General features: G+C 59.1%; 18 protein-coding genes and 1 tRNA gene. 10 read left to right on the top strand and 9 right to left on the bottom strand.

Translation table 11 applies throughout. The features are described from left to right. Window positions 1–25: 25 nt before the first annotated feature. Together ectB and DCC24_RS01480 are read left to right on the top strand one after the other, a co-directional pair. Window positions 26–1,333: a diaminobutyrate--2-oxoglutarate transaminase gene (gene ectB / locus DCC24_RS01485; RefSeq protein WP_110098126.1), complete on the top strand. Its 1,308-nt coding sequence runs from the start codon at window positions 26–28 to the stop codon at window positions 1,331–1,333. A gap of 82 nt (window positions 1,334–1,415) precedes the next feature. Next, complete coding sequence (locus DCC24_RS01480; protein WP_110098125.1) at window positions 1,416–1,841, top strand: ectoine synthase; 426 nt, start codon at window positions 1,416–1,418, stop codon at window positions 1,839–1,841. Window positions 1,842–1,929: 88 nt separating this feature from the next. Here the strand turns inward: DCC24_RS01480 and DCC24_RS01475 are convergent, their stop codons facing one another. From DCC24_RS01475 to DCC24_RS01465, 3 genes are all read right to left on the bottom strand, one after another. Next, window positions 1,930–3,981, bottom strand: coding sequence for a TRAP transporter permease (locus DCC24_RS01475; protein WP_110098124.1), 2,052 nt, complete (start codon window positions 3,979–3,981; stop codon window positions 1,930–1,932). Then, a complete protein-coding gene (locus DCC24_RS01470; protein WP_158278517.1) occupies window positions 3,978–4,325 on the bottom strand; it encodes a DUF1850 domain-containing protein in 348 nt (115 codons plus the stop codon). Before DCC24_RS01470 ends, DCC24_RS01475 begins: the two co-directional genes overlap by 4 nt. A 178-nt stretch (window positions 4,326–4,503) precedes the next feature. Continuing rightward, window positions 4,504–5,559: a TAXI family TRAP transporter solute-binding subunit gene (locus DCC24_RS01465; RefSeq protein WP_199446153.1), complete on the bottom strand. Its 1,056-nt coding sequence runs from the start codon at window positions 5,557–5,559 to the stop codon at window positions 4,504–4,506. Between the two features lie 175 nt (window positions 5,560–5,734). On the opposite strand from DCC24_RS01465, the gene DCC24_RS01460 reads away from it, so the two are divergent. The 4 genes from DCC24_RS01460 (at window position 5,735) to DCC24_RS01445 (ending at window position 8,078) form a co-directional block, all read left to right on the top strand. Continuing rightward, a tRNA-Ala gene (locus DCC24_RS01460) sits at window positions 5,735–5,807 on the top strand. 426 nt (window positions 5,808–6,233) lie between these two features. Then, on the top strand, window positions 6,234–7,124 hold the full coding sequence (locus DCC24_RS01455) for a DUF6226 family protein (RefSeq protein ID WP_110098122.1): 891 nt from the start codon (window positions 6,234–6,236) through the stop codon (window positions 7,122–7,124). Further along, window positions 7,117–7,830, top strand: coding sequence for a putative RNA methyltransferase (locus DCC24_RS01450; RefSeq protein ID WP_110098121.1), 714 nt, complete (start codon window positions 7,117–7,119; stop codon window positions 7,828–7,830). The genes DCC24_RS01455 and DCC24_RS01450 overlap by 8 nt, the downstream gene beginning before the upstream one ends. 62 nt (window positions 7,831–7,892) lie before the next feature. Next, window positions 7,893–8,078 (top strand): hypothetical protein, encoded by a 186-nt coding sequence (locus tag DCC24_RS01445; RefSeq protein WP_110098120.1) that lies wholly within the window; start codon window positions 7,893–7,895, stop codon window positions 8,076–8,078. Here the strand turns inward: DCC24_RS01445 and DCC24_RS11925 are convergent. The 3 genes from DCC24_RS11925 to DCC24_RS01435 form a co-directional block, all read right to left on the bottom strand. Then, window positions 8,050–8,412, bottom strand: coding sequence for a hypothetical protein (locus tag DCC24_RS11925; protein ID WP_110101444.1), 363 nt, complete (start codon window positions 8,410–8,412; stop codon window positions 8,050–8,052). The genes DCC24_RS01445 and DCC24_RS11925 overlap by 29 nt on opposite strands. 204 nt (window positions 8,413–8,616) lie before the next feature. Beyond that, window positions 8,617–8,976 (bottom strand): GntR family transcriptional regulator, encoded by a 360-nt coding sequence (locus DCC24_RS01440; RefSeq protein WP_110098119.1) that lies wholly within the window; start codon window positions 8,974–8,976, stop codon window positions 8,617–8,619. Between the two features lie 8 nt (window positions 8,977–8,984). Continuing rightward, a complete protein-coding gene (locus DCC24_RS01435; RefSeq protein WP_110098118.1) occupies window positions 8,985–10,007 on the bottom strand; it encodes a hypothetical protein in 1,023 nt (340 codons plus the stop codon). Window positions 10,008–10,335: 328 nt separating this feature from the next. On the opposite strand from DCC24_RS01435, the gene DCC24_RS01430 reads away from it, so the two are divergent. Together DCC24_RS01430 and DCC24_RS01425 are read left to right on the top strand one after the other, a co-directional pair. Continuing rightward, entirely contained in the window at window positions 10,336–10,911 is a 576-nt protein-coding gene (locus DCC24_RS01430) for a hypothetical protein (protein WP_110098117.1), read from the top strand. Window positions 10,912–10,971: 60 nt separating this feature from the next. Further along, window positions 10,972–12,216, top strand: coding sequence for an IS256 family transposase (locus tag DCC24_RS01425; protein ID WP_110098116.1), 1,245 nt, complete (start codon window positions 10,972–10,974; stop codon window positions 12,214–12,216). A 498-nt stretch (window positions 12,217–12,714) separates the two neighbouring features. Here the strand turns inward: DCC24_RS01425 and DCC24_RS01420 are convergent, their stop codons facing one another. The 3 genes from DCC24_RS01420 to DCC24_RS01415 form a co-directional block, all read right to left on the bottom strand. After that, a complete protein-coding gene (locus tag DCC24_RS01420) occupies window positions 12,715–12,912 on the bottom strand; it encodes a hypothetical protein (RefSeq protein ID WP_110098115.1) in 198 nt (65 codons plus the stop codon). A gap of 157 nt (window positions 12,913–13,069) precedes the next feature. After that, window positions 13,070–13,192 (bottom strand): hypothetical protein, encoded by a 123-nt coding sequence (locus tag DCC24_RS12475; RefSeq protein WP_255410749.1) that lies wholly within the window; start codon window positions 13,190–13,192, stop codon window positions 13,070–13,072. Beyond that, window positions 13,189–13,800, bottom strand: coding sequence for a hypothetical protein (locus tag DCC24_RS01415; RefSeq protein WP_110098114.1), 612 nt, complete (start codon window positions 13,798–13,800; stop codon window positions 13,189–13,191). The genes DCC24_RS12475 and DCC24_RS01415 overlap by 4 nt, the downstream gene beginning before the upstream one ends. A gap of 167 nt (window positions 13,801–13,967) precedes the next feature. Between DCC24_RS01415 and DCC24_RS01410 the strand changes: the two genes are divergently transcribed. Next, window positions 13,968–15,170, top strand: coding sequence for a sensor histidine kinase (locus tag DCC24_RS01410; RefSeq protein WP_110098113.1), 1,203 nt, complete (start codon window positions 13,968–13,970; stop codon window positions 15,168–15,170). After that, complete coding sequence (locus DCC24_RS01405) at window positions 15,163–15,816, top strand: response regulator transcription factor (protein WP_110098112.1); 654 nt, start codon at window positions 15,163–15,165, stop codon at window positions 15,814–15,816. Before DCC24_RS01410 ends, DCC24_RS01405 begins: the two co-directional genes overlap by 8 nt. The last annotated feature ends 36 nt before the right edge of the window (window positions 15,817–15,852 follow it).

The following is a 15,852-nucleotide window of genomic DNA, read 5'->3' as shown; positions in this document are numbered from 1 at the left end:
AGTTTTCCACGGAAAGGAATTCCCCATGGATACCGAGATTTTTGAGACAACAGAGTCCGAGGTTCGTAGCTATTCCCGTTCCTGGCCGACCGTGTTCGTCAAAGCATCTGGCTCCCACCAGATCGCCGAAGACGGCACCGACTACTTGGACTTCTTCGCCGGGGCTGGTGCTCTGAACTACGGACACAACCACCCCAAGCTGATCGACGCCATCCGCGAGTACCTGGACAACGGTGGCCCGTTGCACTCGCTGGATATGATGACCCCGGCACGTGGCGACTTCTTGGAAACCTTCAAGAAAGTCATCCTCGAGCCCCGCGGTCTGGACTACAAGGTCATGTTCCCTGGCCCGACCGGTACCAACACTGTTGAGGCCGCACTGAAGTTGGCCCGTAAGGTCACCGGACGCCAGCACATTCTGTCGTTCACCAACGCCTTCCACGGCATGACCCTGGGTTCGCTGTCGGTGACCGGTAACTCGATGAAGCGTAAGGGTGCGGGTATTCCGCTGACCAACAGCTCGAAGATTCCCTACGACGACTACTTCAACGGCGAGACCGAAGACTTCATCTGGCTGGAGCGCGTCCTGGAAGACTCCGGATCCGGTGTCGATAAGCCAGCCGCCATTATCGTCGAAACCGTTCAGGGTGAAGGTGGTTTGCGTGCCGCACGCGCCGAATGGTTGCGTCAGCTGGCCAAGCTGTGCAAGAGCCACGAGATCTTGCTGATTGTTGACGATGTGCAGGCCGGTTGCGGTCGTACCGGTAGCTTCTTCTCCTTCGAAGAAGCCGGTATTACCCCGGACATTGTCTGCGTGTCTAAGTCCATTTCCGGTTCCGGTCAGCCGCTGGCGCTGACCCTGTTCAAGTCTGAACTGGATGTGTGGGGTCCGGGTGAGCACAACGGTACGTTCCGTGGCAACGCCCTGGCGCTGGTGACCGGTGCTGCCACCTTGCGTGAGTTCTGGGCCGATGACACTTTCGAGAAGGGTCACCTGGCTCAGGCTATCGAGCTGGTTCAGGACAAGCTGATCAAGATTACCGCTGCTGTTTCCGGATCTGCAGTGCGTGGCCGTGGTCTGCTGACCGGTATCTACTTCGAAGATCAAGACCTGGCAGGCAAAGTGGCTGCTGAAGCCTTCACGCGTGGCATGTTGCTGGAAACCTCGGGTCCGGAAGACGAAGTTCTCAAGATCATGCCACCGCTGACCACCGAGCTCGACGAGCTGGAGCGCGGTATGAATCTGATCGCCGAAATCCTCGGCGAGCTGACCGGGGCCGATGTCAGCAGTATTACCGGCGGACAGAACGAAGACAACCTGGCTAACGCCTAAATCGACGGCATAAACCACGACGTCAGTAACAACCGGCTGGCCGCGGCATCAACTCGGCGCCAGCCAGTGAAAGGAACTTGATATGTACGTTATTAACCGTGATGACACCAATGACACCGAGCGCGACGTAACCTCGGAGAACTGGCGCTCACGTCGCATGGTGCTCGCCCGCGAAGGTGTTGGTTTCTCCATGCACGATACCGTGATTTACGCCGGCACGACCTCGACCTTCCATTACCAGAATCATATCGAGGCCGTCTACTGCGTGCAGGGTAACGGTACCCTGACCAACGAAGAGACCGGTGAAGTCCACGAACTCAAGGACGGCACCCTGTACCTGCTGGATGGTCACGAGAAGCACACCGTGCGCGCTGAAACCGAATTGCGCATGGCCTGTGTGTTCAACCCGCCGGTCACCGGCCGTGAAACCCATGACGAGAACGGCGTCTACCCGGCAGTCTTCGAAGAGGGCTCTGACCGCAAGGTGCCGAAGCAGCCTAGCGCCTAAGCTCCACACCTGACGACCAACGGCGACCGGCCCCATTTCGGGGCTGGTCGCCGTTTTTGGTGGGTGATGTTAGAGAACTTTCCTGGTACTAGATGGCCCTGAGCCCGAAGTTGCCTTGCTTTTTAGCCAAGATGGATTGGACGACCAGAACGAGGATCCCGATTCCCAGGCCGCTGAGGGATAGGAGCATATTAGAATTCAGCAACAGGATGGCCGCGCCTGCGATCACGATGCACAAAAACCATGGCATATTCACCATAAAGTGCCGTTCCAATGCCACGCAAAGCATCAAGATACCAATGACAGCTGTGGTGACCACCAGAATTCCTTGACCAAACGAGACATCTCGAAGCAACAGTTCCGGGCTGTAGACAAAGATATACGGAATAATAAACCCTGCTGCGGCCAGCTTTAGCGCCGCGAAACCAGTTTGCATGGGAGAAGCCCCAGAGATACCGGCTGCGGCAAAGGCAGCGAGCGCGACAGGCGGAGTGATGTTGGCGAACAACCCGAAGTAGAACACGAACAGGTGTGCCACGATCGGTTCCACACCGAGTTCGGTCAATGCAGGAGCCGCCATGGTTGCTGTGATGAGGTAAGCGGGAATCGAAGGGAGGCCCATACCCAGCACCAGGCAGGCAAGCATGGTGAAGACCAAAGTCCAGAACAAAATACCGCCTGAGACCGACACAATGGCCGAGGCTAGCACCACACCGAAGCCGGAGATAGTCACCACGCCAACGATGATCCCCACGCTTGCACAAGCTACAGCCACGCCCAAGGTTTGTCGGACGCCATTTTCCAGGGCGTCGATAATGTCTTTGAAAGACAATCTTGAGGTCTTTCGCAACATAGCGACCACAATGGTGACAATGATCGTGAGAAGAGCGGAATAAAGGATGGTGCGCCCTGAGAAGAAAAGCATGTAGATCAGGAAGAACAATGGGATTAACAGGTGACCACGTTCTTTCAGGACATCGAGAACTGCCGGCAAATTATCTCTTGAGATACCTTTCAACCCTTCTCGAGTCGCTCGCAGATGGATCTGGACGATCAGCGAAAGGTAATAGAGCAGCGCTGGAACGATAGCCGCTACTGCCACTGTGGAGTAGGGGACGCCAAGCGTTTCCGCCATAATGAAGGCCGCAGCGCCCATGACCGGGGGCAAAATTTGCCCGCCCACCGATGCCGTCGATTCCACCGCGCCGGCAAAAGTCTTGGTGTAGCCGACTTTCTTCATCATTGGAATGGTGAATGCCCCTGTTGAGACAACATTTGCAATAGCTGACCCGTTGATGGATCCCATGAAACCAGATCCCAGGGTGGCAACTTTGGCAGGGCCTCCACGACTCTGACCAGCTATAGCAAGAGCCAAATCGTTGAATAAGGCTGACATTCCGGACTTTGCCAGAAACGCACCGAAGAGGATAAAGAGAATGATGTACGTGGCAGACACGCCGGTCGCTGTTCCAAAAATACCTTCGGTAGTGGAGAGGAACTGATAAGCCAGAGTGTCCCATTCATAACCGCGGTGGCGCAACACGCCCGGTAATTCACGGCCGAAAATGCCGAAGAGGATGAAAAGTATCGCCAGAATTGGAAGGGCCCAACCTGTGACCCGTCGAGCGGCTTCCAATACGAGGACGACCAAAATGGTGCCGACAATGACGTCTGTAGTTGTAAACCTCCCAGCTTGAAGGACCACTTGCTCATAGTTTGTTGCGATGTAGACCGATGGAACTAGCGAAGACAACGCTAAGACGCCGTCAACGAGTTGAAAGGTCAGTCCTTGAGCTCGTCTGAACGGAGGGTAGATCAAGAAGATCAGGAACAGAACGATGCTGACGTGGATGGAACGGTGAACCAGCGTAGGTGGTGATCCGAAGTAGGCGGTCCACATGTGGTATATCGCAAATGCGCATGCCACCGCGGTGATCAAAATTGCCAGAGGACGCCACCGAATACTGCGCGTCCGAGACTCAGCGTCATACTGGGCCGCAATTTCGGCTGCTTCTTGTTCCTGAGCGCGACGTTCTTCGTCGGTGTGAGGAAGATATTCAGCGTCCGTGATGGTGGCGGTAGCGAGTGAATCTGAAGATTGGTTTGTTGGTTGCTTTTGGGGCCGTTGGGGAGGTGTCATATCAGAACAATCTCGAGTCTTTGGTGATCAGGTAGTTGCGTTGCGTCTATACGTTGCGGATCATGATCGATGAGAACCCGGTACTGGGCGCGGTGAGAGTGAATCCAGCGAATCGCGTCGAAGGGGCGGTCGATGTTATCGATAACCACTTGGTTTCCTTCGTAACGCAGATCTCCTTGGTCTCCGGCGGGCATGCCGGCTCCGTAAGATGAGAAACGAGTTTGGGTAAGCACCAGGCCAGCTGGAGTGACCGTGAAGATGTCGGTCCAAGGTGTGAGCTCAATCGAATGAACCCAAGACAGGCTGATGGTGGTGCCGTCGACGGCGGGCAGTGTGGCGTACACGTCGTGATGTTGCTGATGGCGACATACGATCTGGCGTTGTTGGGTCGGAACTGAAGCGGTGACGCCACACCCGCCAGCAACCGCGAGAACGGTCCCCACTGTCAAAGTGAGGACCGATCTGCGACTGATATCTGGCGGTGTCATGAAAACACGAGGCTTTAGCCACTCAACGACTTACTCAGTCTTCTTCTCCGGCAACATGGCCGGAGACATCGACACCATTTTCCTCCAGGTACCGGGCAGCTCCCGGATGCAAAGGAACAGTTAGCCCCTCCGTAGCTTCTTCGAGGCTGATGTCCTCAGCAGCAGCATTGGAATTGTGTATCGCATCGAGGTTGTCGAAGAAAACACGGGTGACGTCGTAGGCGGCGTCTTCGCTCAGTTCTGAGCTAATCATCAAGTGGTTGACGACGCCGACGGTCTCAACATCTTCTTCCTGTTGGTAAGTTCCGCCCGGAATAGTGGTTTCAATGAAGTAGTCATTCTCCAGGAGTTTCTCTCGCGCGTCCCCATCAATGGTGAGAACGTTGAAGTCTGTATTGGTGGACAGTTCGGTCAAAGCGGGGTTCGGAACACCGGCTGTTACGAATGCCGCATCGATATGTCCGTTAGCCATCTGGTCGGTGGCCTCGGCATAATCAAGATAATCCTCGTTGATATCGTCGTAGCTCATATCATATGCATCAAGAATCGTTTGTGCGTTGAGTTCTACCCCGGAACCAACGTCGCCCACGGCAACGTTCTTCCCAGAGAGATCTTCGATGGTTTCGATACCTGAGGAAGCAGTAGCTACTACTTGCACCGTATTTGGGTACAAAGCTGCCACAGCCATAAGGCCGTCGCGCGGCTCTCCCTCGAAGGGTCCGGTACCTTCTAAAGCCTGGACGTTAGCGTCCCCCATGGTGATCGCTAGTTCAGCGCCACCGTCGGTGAGGAGGTTAATGTTTTCGGCCGAGGCACCGGTGGCCTGGACCGTGCTGTCTGAACCCAGTTCGTCGCTGAGTAGATCACTGAATGTGGCGCCGACCTGGTAATAGACTCCAGACGAACCGCCTGTTGCAATTGTGAGGAACTCGGTATCCAGATCTCCTGTTTCGGCAGATCCATTTGATGAGTCGTCTCCACAGGCGGTTAGTGCCAGGGTTGCCACTGCGACTGTTGCGCCAAGCTTGGTGAAACGTGAATTTCTTGTACTGCGGTTGTGCGTTTTGGGCGCGTGAGTCATGATCGACATAGCCTTGCTCCTCGTGATGTGTGACCTTGGTGAGTGTCGTGATTGGCAGTTAAGGCACATAGCATTAAATGTGTCGTAAATCACTACATTGAGAGTAGCAGAAGTCACAGTCTCAGACGTTAAATTTCATGAAGGGTAGAGGGGTGGGAAAACAGGCGTAGACTATACCCGCTATGGGGCTATAGCTCAGCTGGTAGAGCGCGTCGTTCGCATCGACGAGGTCAGGGGTTCGACTCCCCTTAGCTCCACTGAAGAAGAGAAGATCGAAACTGCCCCGCCTGATGGCGGGGCAGTTTTGTGTCTGCAGTGACGTGCGCCGGGACGTCGATGCTGATGGAGTGGACAGCCCTGCGCCGACAGGACGAGCCTCGTACATGTGGCGGTCCTCAGTGAGTCTTAGAGCGTGGCGGGGCACTCCGGGCGTGAACCTCGCTCGTGTGGCGTGGTGTTCCATGCGCGAGAGTGCCGGTGAGGTCAGCTCCAGGCACAACCGGTGGGGCCATTGGCCGGAATGCTGTGGCATCGAGCTTCTCCGCATAGGACGAGAGCTACAACTAGTTGTTCGAAGCTGCGTTTGCCTTCCCCACCTGAAGTCACAATTCGAGTACATCACAATGACTCCGACAAACCGGCGGGGATTCTTGCGGCATGCTGATCAGCAGTACAGTCAAAGCATGGACCAGCGCAGTAGCGGCAGCACCCCATGGTGGGTGCAATCCCACCACAATCCGCCGACTCCTGATGAGCGCAGGCTGCTTGAACGTGTCGAAGAGCTGTTCGCTGCAGAGTCTGCTGGCCTGAGCGAGTGGGACGACCCGCACTATGATCCCTCGGCACCGGGCGAACGCCGGGACGCGAAGGAGGAGGAGTACAGCCAGTGCCTGGATCCACAGAAGTACAGGATCGTGCTGGCCAGGGCCGACGCCTGGACCATGGTGCTCACCGAACTCGGCTGGGCAGAGGCACAGGACACCAGCGGTGCATTCGACACCCCGGATTCACCCATCGAATGGGCACTGTTCCCGTGGTCCTCCCCCGCGTCCGGACATATGGCAGTGCTGCGTCCCCACGCTGAGGGAGCTGTGCCGCTGACGTTCTGGACCGTGGACGCTGCCGAAGACACTGCTGCCAGTGTTTCCATAGGCGCCGGAGACCCCGCTGTCTTTCTCGAGCAGATGCCGGATTGCTGCTGCGATGCCTGCGACTCCGGATCAGAGGACATGTTCCGAGTCATCGATGAAACAGTACTCTCAGTGGTTGGCGGTTCACTCATCGTGGAGCTGAACAAGAAGTGGCTGAGCGTCCAAAGCGGGACGGGCTCCAGCGCTGGCGGCCCAGATTCCCGGTTCCGGCAGACGACATCCTTCCACGCATCCCCGTGGAGCGATTCTTGGGATCCACGTCCTGTGTTCGAGCCCCCTGTGCCCGAACCCATCGGTCCGCCGCGTCGGGGTCCCGGCGTGTCCCGCTTGGCGCGGGACTTCCGCTTTATGCCCCGTCGGTACGCCGCCTACGTGGACGATCAGCCCAGCGGAGCACTGCTGCGGAGGAAAAAGCGTGGCTGAGAGTTCACAGCGGCTGGGCATCCCAGAGCCGATTATGAACGTGCTGCGCTGCCCGCTCTGCGCTCAGTCCCTGGATCAAGGTCCTGCTCGACTGCACTGCCCATCCGGGCACAGCTTCGACCGCGCCAAACAAGGCTATGTCACCCTGCGGCGCGGTGGCCCGACGCCGAAGAATGCTGACACCCCCGCCATGGTCGCCGCCCGGGAGACTCTGCTGGGCAGCGGACTTTACGCGCCGATCCGTGACCGGCTGGCCACCCGCATCACCGCCCGACTGACCGAAGATCAGCCCAGCCCGGATCAGCCCAGCCCGGATCAGCACAGTACGGATCGACACAGCCCGGACCAGCACAACACGGCAGAGCACCATAACGACGCCGCGGCGCCCTTAGTTGCCGACCTCGGCGGCGGGACAGGTTACTACTTAGCCGGGATTCTGGAGTACCACCGACCGGCCTATGGGGTCTGTATTGACCTCTCGGCTGCCGCATTGAAGCGTGCCGCCCGGTGCCATGAGCGCGCAGCGGCTATCGGCAATAACCTGCTGGCAGATCCCCTGCCTTTGGCGAATAATTCTGTCACCGTAGCTACCAGTATCTTTGGACCCCGCAATCTCCCGGAGATCCGGCGCGTGCTGCGGAACAAGGGAGTTTTCGCCGTGGTCACCCCACCAGCGACCACCTGGCAGAACTGGTCGGACCCTTAAGTCTGGTCCAGGTCGATCAGCGCAAAGACGAACGCCTGGCTGCGAGTCTGAGCGACTTCACCATGATCGCTTCTGAGCAGATTTCCTACACCGCATCGGTCAGCCGCGATCAGGCCCGGGCACTGGTGGAGATGGGACACAGCGCCCACCACATCAGCACCGAGGATCTCGTCTCAGGTCTAGACCGTCTGCCCAAGGATCTCGTCGTGACCGTCTCAGTCAACCTCGGCCTCTACTGCCAGACCTGAGCTGCTGGACCGCTGGGGCGGGTGCGCCGAACATCTCGCGTCCTGTGTTGATCAGTCGGATGACCTCAGCTTCTTTCAGCCCTCCGACACCAGGTACATAGATATAGCGGTGATGCCTATTCCATACTGGGCCCATCGGCGGGGAAATACGTGGACGAAGCTCCGGTGCCAGCAGGTGGTTCACGTGATAGACACCAGAGGGCGTCAGCACCATCACGATCAGGATGTAGAACATCACCCGCAAGGCATTCGACCAAGCTGCCGGCTTTCCTCGCAGTCTCACGCTTCGAGCGGCGCGCAAGGTACTGAGTGCCTGGTCGAAGGTCATGGGCATAAAAGCCACGCTATCGCTTTCTGTCCCGGACGCTAAAGCCAGAGGCATGAGGTCATGTAAGGTCCGCACTCGGCGGAACCACCTGCACCACGGTCTGCACTGCGACCAGCGGGATGCTGCTCCCAGCCGGCCACCGCCGCCTCAACAATCGGTGACCCTCTCCGCCCGGCGGCGTCGTCGGTCACGCGCGGCTTTCACCACAGATCAGTCCGCAGGTCGAAAGCGCTCCCGCACCAGAGCAATAAGGGTCTCTTCACTCAAGCCCAGCTGATTCACCGTGTCCCGGAGCGTATCGATCTGGGTGGTCAGCTCCGCTGTGGACTGCGGTACGTCCGCAACGATCGCTCCGCGACCCCGCCGCATATCCAGCAGGCCCTCTTCGCGCAGATCCTGGTATGCCTTCAGCACGGTATGCAGGTTAACCGTCAGGGAGGAGGCAACCTCCCGGGCAGAGGGCAGACGATCCCCCGGGGCGAGCCTCCCCTGGGCGATATCTGCCCGGATGGAAGTGGCAATCTGCTCATACAGCGGCACTGGTGAGGAGGTGTCAACCCGCAGAAACATCGCGGCGCCTAGTGTGTCGAGGCTGGGGATTCGCGCTGGAGCAGGGATGCCAGGACATCGGCAGCCTCATCCGCGTCATCGACGGTGACCACCAGTGCGGGCTTGTCGCGACGCTCCACACGCAGGGAGTTACCATCCTGAAGAATGATGCCTCGCGCGCCCGGAGCCATGCGCAGGCCCCATCCGCCGAACTCTGAAAACCCGCTTGTCTCACCGGAGCTGACCGAGGTGATCTCGCTCAGGCCCACATGGACCGACGGCCAGCCCAACGGCACCGAACGGAGCCTGAGCCCTTGGGCGTCGATCTGCATACTGAAACGAGTTGCCGTGAGGACTGCGAAGAGAACGACAATAACGGCCACGCCCATCAGCAGAATGATCCACAGCGGCGATTCGGGAGCTATCACCGCCGTAGTGACTACAACCATGCCTGCACTGAGGTACAGCACCCATCGGATAGAACTGGCCATCTGGATCCGGCGAACCCACATCACACTTTCAGTCTCTCCGAGCCCCAGCGAAGCGGCTTTCTCGGTCAACGGCTGCCGCGGCGGGCTTGCGGGAATCAGGAAGACCAGAGCGGCCGAAAGCACGACGGCACCCAATAGGGCGATTGCGGTTATCCCACCCACCGCACCGGCCTCCCGAGCATCGTCCAAGCCACGTTGGATCGCTAGACCTCCGGTCAGCGCGGATGTGACCAGCAGCGATGTCCCGAGACTGACTCCAGCCATCAAGCGGGCCATGAACGTGGAGGCCCTGCCGGCCCGCACACTGGGAAGTACCAACACGCTGATGAGCACCGGAAGCAACAGGCCAAAGCCCAGGATGGAAGCTGCCATCACCCAGAGTTCGGCAAAGGAGTCCGCTCCCCCGGCACTCCAATGGATCGCCACCGGAGCTGGGAGCTCCGGTCGCCAGAGCGCCAGGAGCAGCAGGCCAACCCCTACTGCCACCGTGGGGAGAACCATGCTGATCACCACAAAGGTGACTGTCTGACGCTTCGCGTCGGCCCGTCCCTGCCTGTTCACCGCAGACCTCCTCTAAGAACTAGTTGTTATATCTCAAATATAACAGTTGATCAGCTCTGTTGTCTTTGACTGTTCTCACTCTCTTCGGGTAACTCAGTGATGGAGCAGGAATCCTCATCGTCTACTTGTCCAGGTCGGGTTCATCGCCTAATCTGGCGGGACCGACCAGCACTGGTGGCTAGGGCTCCGTCGGCGTGACAACGCGTCGAGTCTGGTTCAAGCGCCACGGTACACCGCAGAACAGTTGCGGCGTTGATCTTAAGGGATAGAAACCTTCAGGAGTGGTGTCGGCATCGTTCTGGTGCCCACCTACTTGGAGGCTTGTCCCATGTCTGTTTCATCAACAGGCTCTTCCCCTCATTTCATTCGCTTAGTGTATGCGCTGGCACTCAGCATCGGTGTCAGCTTCGGCGCGATCCTATTCGGCACCTCTGTGCTCATCACTTCTCATGCAGCTGGTGCCGAATTCTCCCTGGCACTTTTGTCTTCCGCGTTCTCCGGTTCCGTACTCACTGGAGCGTGTCTAGCAGTACCGGTAGGCCGACACGCAGACAAGAACGGCATCCGTGGCATCACGGCCTTAGGCGGGGCGCTCGTTGCTTGTGGTTTCCTCGGCTTCTCCCTCAGCACAGCCCCTTGGCAGCTGCTTGCTTCCTGGTGGCTGCTGATTGGACCCGGCAGCACAATGGTGCTCTTCGAACCTGGATTCATCGGTCTTCAACAATGGTTTAACCGCGAAACCCGCAATCGTGCAGCTGGAACCCTCACCTTGATCACCGGTCTCGCCGGACCGATACTCATCCCAACTACAACATTCCTCGTCAACGAGGACGGCTGGAGAGCAGTAGCGTCCTTTAATGTGGTGTACGGCTCCCCGGTGAGAGCGTCATTCATTACAGAGTGACGGTCACCGTGTGATCCTTCGAGTGAACCTACCAAAGCACTCTCGAAAGGACGTTTCACGATGACCGTCACCCCTTCTAGTATCGACCTTCGCGGCCTGTTGGAGGAACAGCTTTTGCAGGCAAGTCCTGACCTGATCCGGGACTTGTTGCAGATGTTCATCAACACCCTGCTCTCAGCCGAGGCTGACGCGGTCTGCGGCGCTGAATATGGGCAGAGCTCTGATGCCCGGCAGAACCGGCGCAACGGCTACCGGCACCGGGGCTTCGACACTCGGGCCGGCACTTTGGATGTGGCGGTACCCAAGCTGCGGCAGGGGACCTACTTCCCCGAGTGGCTGCTGGAACGACACAAACGTGCTGAGCGGGCACTGACCTCGGTGGTGGCCACCTGCTACTTGCTGGGGGTCTCTACCCGCCGGATGGATAAGCTCGTCGGGTCCCTGGGGATCGAGAGCCTGTCGAAGTCCCAGGTCTGGCAGATGGCCTCTGAACTCGATGAGCAGGTCGAGGCCTTCCGCACCCGACCCTTAGACTCTGGGCCCTACACCTTCGTTGCCGCTGACGCGCTGGTGCTCACAGTCCGTGAGTCCGGCCGTGTGGTCCCGGTGCACGCGATGGTGGCTACCGGCATCAACCGCGATGGCCACCGCGAGATCCTCGGCATCCAGGTCAGCACCGCCGAGGACGGGGCCGGCTGGCTGTCCTTCTTCCGCGACCTGACCGCCCGGGGCCTTAGTGGAGTGAAGCTGGTGACCTCTGATGCCCACGCTGGGTTGAAGGCCGCGATCGCTGCGACCTTACCCGGTGCAGCCTGGCAGCGGTGCCGGACACACTATGCGGCCAACCTGATGGCCACTACCCCCAAGGCCTCCTGGCCCTGGGTGAAGACTCTGCTGCACAGCATCTATGACCAGCCCGATGCCCAGGAAGTACACGCCCAGTTCGACCGTGTCGTCGAGGCCCTGGACCATAAACACCCCAAGGTCGCCGACCACCTGGCCGGGGCCCGCGACGACATCCTGACCTTCACTAGCTTCCCCAAAGAGGCCTGGCGCAAGATCTGGTCAAATAATCCCAACGAGCGGCTGAACAAGGAGATCCGCCGCCGCACCGATGTGGTCGGGATCTTCCCTAACCGCGAGGCCATCATCCGCCTAGTCGGCGCCGTGCTGGCCGAGCAGCACGATGAATGGGCCGAAGGCCGCCGATACATGAACCTCGAGGTCCTCCAACACGCCCAACAGCTCGGCACCGACACCACCGAGGAGGTGCCACCACAGACCATCGAAGCCCTCGCCGCATAACCCAGAATTACACGCTTGAAGGATCACCCCTCATACACCACACCACCGGACTTGACTCAACAGAAGCGTAATGATGATAGCTGTGCCAGGTGGGAACCGTCCGGGTGGGGCATTCATAGCATTCCTTTGCAAGATGTCTAGGTGTCTTAAAGGTAGCAAAACTGCTAAACACGTGTGTTTGTTTCCGGGCTCGAATTGGACGATGAGGCGCTACGTTTGCACCCACCCACGACATCGTATGAAAAGTTGCGTATGCACAACCGAATGCTTGCTGACAATGACGCGTTGATGTACCACCAGGCGCTTTTCGTCCGAGGGCGCCATGCTCAGCCCGCTCTGAAAAGCTCAGGGCTTTCCGGCAATGCCCGTCATGGTGCACGTCCCAACCGCCGAATTCTGCACCCTTAGGCCCTCGCCGGTTGGGTTCTGCGGACGTGTGTGGGACAACGTGCGCAGATCTAACGCAACGGCTAGATATTCGCGTAGCAACTCTATCTGTCATCCGTGCAGGTGAAGTCGCGTCTGGTCGAAGAGGGCGACTGTGGCGCCAGCAAGCTCGAAACGCAGGACGTCAGATACGGAGTTCCGATTGAAGGAGTCGTTACTTTGATAAACCCGCTTAGTAGCACCAGCGCCACCGTAGCTCGTCATGATGACGTTGGCCATCTGCAACTCGGTGTGAGTCGGGTACAACATCCAGTTGTATCCACCTGCTGTTGCGCCCCAAGGTAAAAGGCTCAGCTACGTAAGATGGGCAACAAGAAGCACCCCCGTTGATGGCGGGAGAAATTCTCATGGTTGGTGGCTCCGGGCGTGACATCGGGATGGTGCGGGCGGTCACGCGACGAGTGGTTCAGTCGTCTTTACGAATGTAGTAGACGACGATACTGATGATGACGACGAGGAGGATGGCCGCGAAGGGACCGGCGTCGAAGGACCAAGGACCGATCCCGACGCTGTTGTTTGCTGTGATCATGCGTTCTCCTTGGTTCGAGTGTCGGGTTCTTCTGGGACGTATCGTGATTTGAAGATCGTGGTGTAGACGGGGCCGGTGAGTAGCCAAGCGATGTTGATGAGGGTGAGACGAGCAACCCAGGCCCACAGCTCGTCTGACCAGAACTCCCCCATCGTCGAAGGAAACGACCATCCGGAGAATGCGTGCATGATCAACAGACACGTCACGGCGATGGCCCAGGCCGTCAGCACACGCAGCCAGTCTTGCCACTCGTGCCGGACCTTGGCGGGCCCTGTCCGTGGTGGACGTGATGGTCTGGGACCATCGGCGAATCGATAAGCGAACCATGCATCCGCTCTTTTGATGATGTAGTGCCCGAAACCGACGCTGAAGCCCAGGTAGGCCCCGGCAAGCCCGTGGACGAAGGTGGGCTCGGAACCACGGGAGAGATCCAGGCTCACCAGGATGATCAGCACCAGATCGGCCAGTGGCACGCTGAGCAGCAGGGCCGTGCTGGTCCGTTTCAGCTTGAGCGCGTAGCGAGCGAGCAGTCCGAGCACGAGCAGAACCCAGAACGCGATCTCGGCGCCGATGATGGCGACCACTATCCAGCTCCCAGAGAAATCCATGTCTCAACCTTGTCGCATCCGCGCTGTGTCATCATCGACCAGATGACGGCACTTCGCAGGCTGTGCGTCACCCGTTTGGGCTACGCAGGATGGTGCTTGCGTGAGACCCATCATCGGGTTGAAATAGAAGCAAGGGCGTGGACGATCGCGGGTCGCGAGGTGATGGTATGACTGGGACAGGGTCGATCCCGTCGCTACGTCATACGTGGATCACCATCGGGTATGTCGTGGTCGCGATTGGCTTCTGCTTCGTGCCGGGCGCGGGGATCGAGTGGTTCGCGACACCCCGCTCACAGGTCCTGATCGGTAGCATCGCTACCGCGATCGCCCTCGGCATTGTGCATCTGTTCCGGCAAAAGTGGCCCACCGTGGTCGTCGTAGCAGGGCTGGCAGTAATGACCGCTGAGGGCCTCACAACCGGGACCACTTCGGTTGGGGCGATCCTGATCGAGTGTGATGCCCTTTATAGCTTGGTCATTGCCCGACCAACGACGCGGTCCCGGAGACTACTGCCGATGATCGCCGCGGTCTGCTTGTCCAGTGCCGTCGGTGGACTGCTTCTAGCGAACCTCCTCGCGGAGCCATTGTTGCAGATGACTACCTTGCTACTGGCGGTCGGGGGTACTCTGTGGTGGGGTATCACCGTACGAGCACCGATGACCCGGGCCGAGGAAGAACGTGAACGCGCCACTCTCATCGCTGACGCCGTCGCGGCCAAACAACGAGAGGCGCTGGTCGCTGAGCGACTGCAGATCAGTCGCGAACTGCACGACACCATTTCCGGGCACCTGTCTGCCATCACAATCCAGGCAGCTGGGGCCCTGGCGACCACAACACCGCCCACAGCCGAGGAACTGACCGAGCGCCTCGAGCGAGTCCGGGCTCTCAGTCTGGACGCGATGGGCGACATGCGAACCCTGATCGACGTGCTCCGGACCGACACGCCCTCATCCCTCGCGCTCGCCCAGAACTGGTCATCGGTGGACTCGCTCATTGCAGGTGCGCGAGAATCCGGCACATCTATCACCCTGACCGGCGACGACCCCGCGACGATCAACCTGGACCCGCTCGTCTCGGTCACCGCCTATTACGTCCTCCGCGAGGCACTCGTTAACGCCGAAAAACACGCCCCGGGCAGCGATGTGACCATCGATATCCGACACGAGGACGAGGTCCTCGCTATGACCATCACGAACGGACAACACCAGCCTGGGCACGTCGGAGCGATGCCGTCCGGATACGGCTTGATCGGATTGGCCGAACGTGTCCGCCTCTGCAACGGAGAGCTCGACATCGACCGCTCCAACGACACCTGGACCTTGCGGGTCTGTCTGCCGCTGAGAACCGGACGGGAGTCACAGCATGCCTAGACTCGTGATCGTCGATGACCACGCCGCCGTGCGGGCGGGCGTTACAGCCATCCTCACGGCCGATTCGGAAATTGAGGTCCTTGGCGAAGCAGCGACCGGCCACGACACGATCGAGGCCATCCAAAGCCTGAAGCCGGACGTGGTCGTCCTCGACCTCCAGCTACCTGACCGCGACGGCGTTGACATCTGTCGCGAGATCACCGCAACGACCGCCACTCGCGTGTTGATCCTTACTGCCTATGAGATCACCGACAACATTACCGCAGCTCTGGATGCCGGAGCGACAGGGTTCCTCGCCAAGACGGCCGAGCCACAGCAGATGATCGACGCTGTGCACGCTGTCGCAGCAGGACAGGCGTATCTCACCCCGTCGGTCACCCGGCACGTCATCGCACAGGCGACAGGCAAACACCCGCCAGCACATCGAACCAGGGCTGCCGCGCCGGAGCTGACCGACCGCGAGCGGGAAGTCCTGCAACTGGTCGCCGAAGGTCTGACCAACAAGCAAATCGCTCAGCGACTTGTGATCTCCCCAGCCACTGCGAAAACGCACCTGGCGCGCATCATGCAGAAACTGGGAGTATCCACCCGCACACAAGCGGCCATGCTTGTTCGAGCAGGAAACTCACTGGATAACGGAGTGTGAGGCCAGGGCTGTTCCGTCATCAGACGGCCGTGGTCG

This window comes from Auritidibacter sp. NML100628 (assembly GCF_003185985.1).
GTDB lineage: Bacteria > Actinomycetota > Actinomycetes > Actinomycetales > Micrococcaceae > Auritidibacter > Auritidibacter ignavus.
Note: the sequence above shows the minus strand (reverse complement) of the source record. Positions and strands in the feature narration are given on the sequence as shown.

Excerpts from the sequence above, each read along its gene's own strand:
- DCC24_RS01475 (WP_110098124.1), bottom strand. The coding sequence starts at position 3,981 with ATGACACCTCCCCAACGGCCCCAAAAGCAACCAACAAACCAATCTTCA.
- DCC24_RS01410 (WP_110098113.1), top strand. The coding sequence starts at position 13,968 with ATGACTGGGACAGGGTCGATCCCGTCGCTACGTCATACGTGGATCACC.
- DCC24_RS01465 (WP_199446153.1), bottom strand. The coding sequence starts at position 5,559 with ATGTCGATCATGACTCACGCGCCCAAAACGCACAACCGCAGTACAAGA.
- DCC24_RS01480 (WP_110098125.1), top strand. The coding sequence starts at position 1,416 with ATGTACGTTATTAACCGTGATGACACCAATGACACCGAGCGCGACGTA.
- DCC24_RS01425 (WP_110098116.1), top strand. The coding sequence starts at position 10,972 with ATGACCGTCACCCCTTCTAGTATCGACCTTCGCGGCCTGTTGGAGGAA.
- DCC24_RS01445 (WP_110098120.1), top strand. The coding sequence starts at position 7,893 with ATGATCGCTTCTGAGCAGATTTCCTACACCGCATCGGTCAGCCGCGAT.
- DCC24_RS01420 (WP_110098115.1), bottom strand. The coding sequence starts at position 12,912 with ATGTTGTACCCGACTCACACCGAGTTGCAGATGGCCAACGTCATCATG.
- ectB (WP_110098126.1), top strand. The coding sequence starts at position 26 with ATGGATACCGAGATTTTTGAGACAACAGAGTCCGAGGTTCGTAGCTAT.
- DCC24_RS01415 (WP_110098114.1), bottom strand. The coding sequence starts at position 13,800 with ATGGATTTCTCTGGGAGCTGGATAGTGGTCGCCATCATCGGCGCCGAG.
- DCC24_RS01405 (WP_110098112.1), top strand. The coding sequence starts at position 15,163 with ATGCCTAGACTCGTGATCGTCGATGACCACGCCGCCGTGCGGGCGGGC.
- DCC24_RS01455 (WP_110098122.1), top strand. The coding sequence starts at position 6,234 with ATGGACCAGCGCAGTAGCGGCAGCACCCCATGGTGGGTGCAATCCCAC.
- DCC24_RS12475 (WP_255410749.1), bottom strand. The coding sequence starts at position 13,192 with ATGATCACAGCAAACAACAGCGTCGGGATCGGTCCTTGGTCCTTCGAC.
- DCC24_RS11925 (WP_110101444.1), bottom strand. The coding sequence starts at position 8,412 with ATGCCCATGACCTTCGACCAGGCACTCAGTACCTTGCGCGCCGCTCGA.
- DCC24_RS01430 (WP_110098117.1), top strand. The coding sequence starts at position 10,336 with ATGTCTGTTTCATCAACAGGCTCTTCCCCTCATTTCATTCGCTTAGTG.
- DCC24_RS01440 (WP_110098119.1), bottom strand. The coding sequence starts at position 8,976 with ATGTTTCTGCGGGTTGACACCTCCTCACCAGTGCCGCTGTATGAGCAG.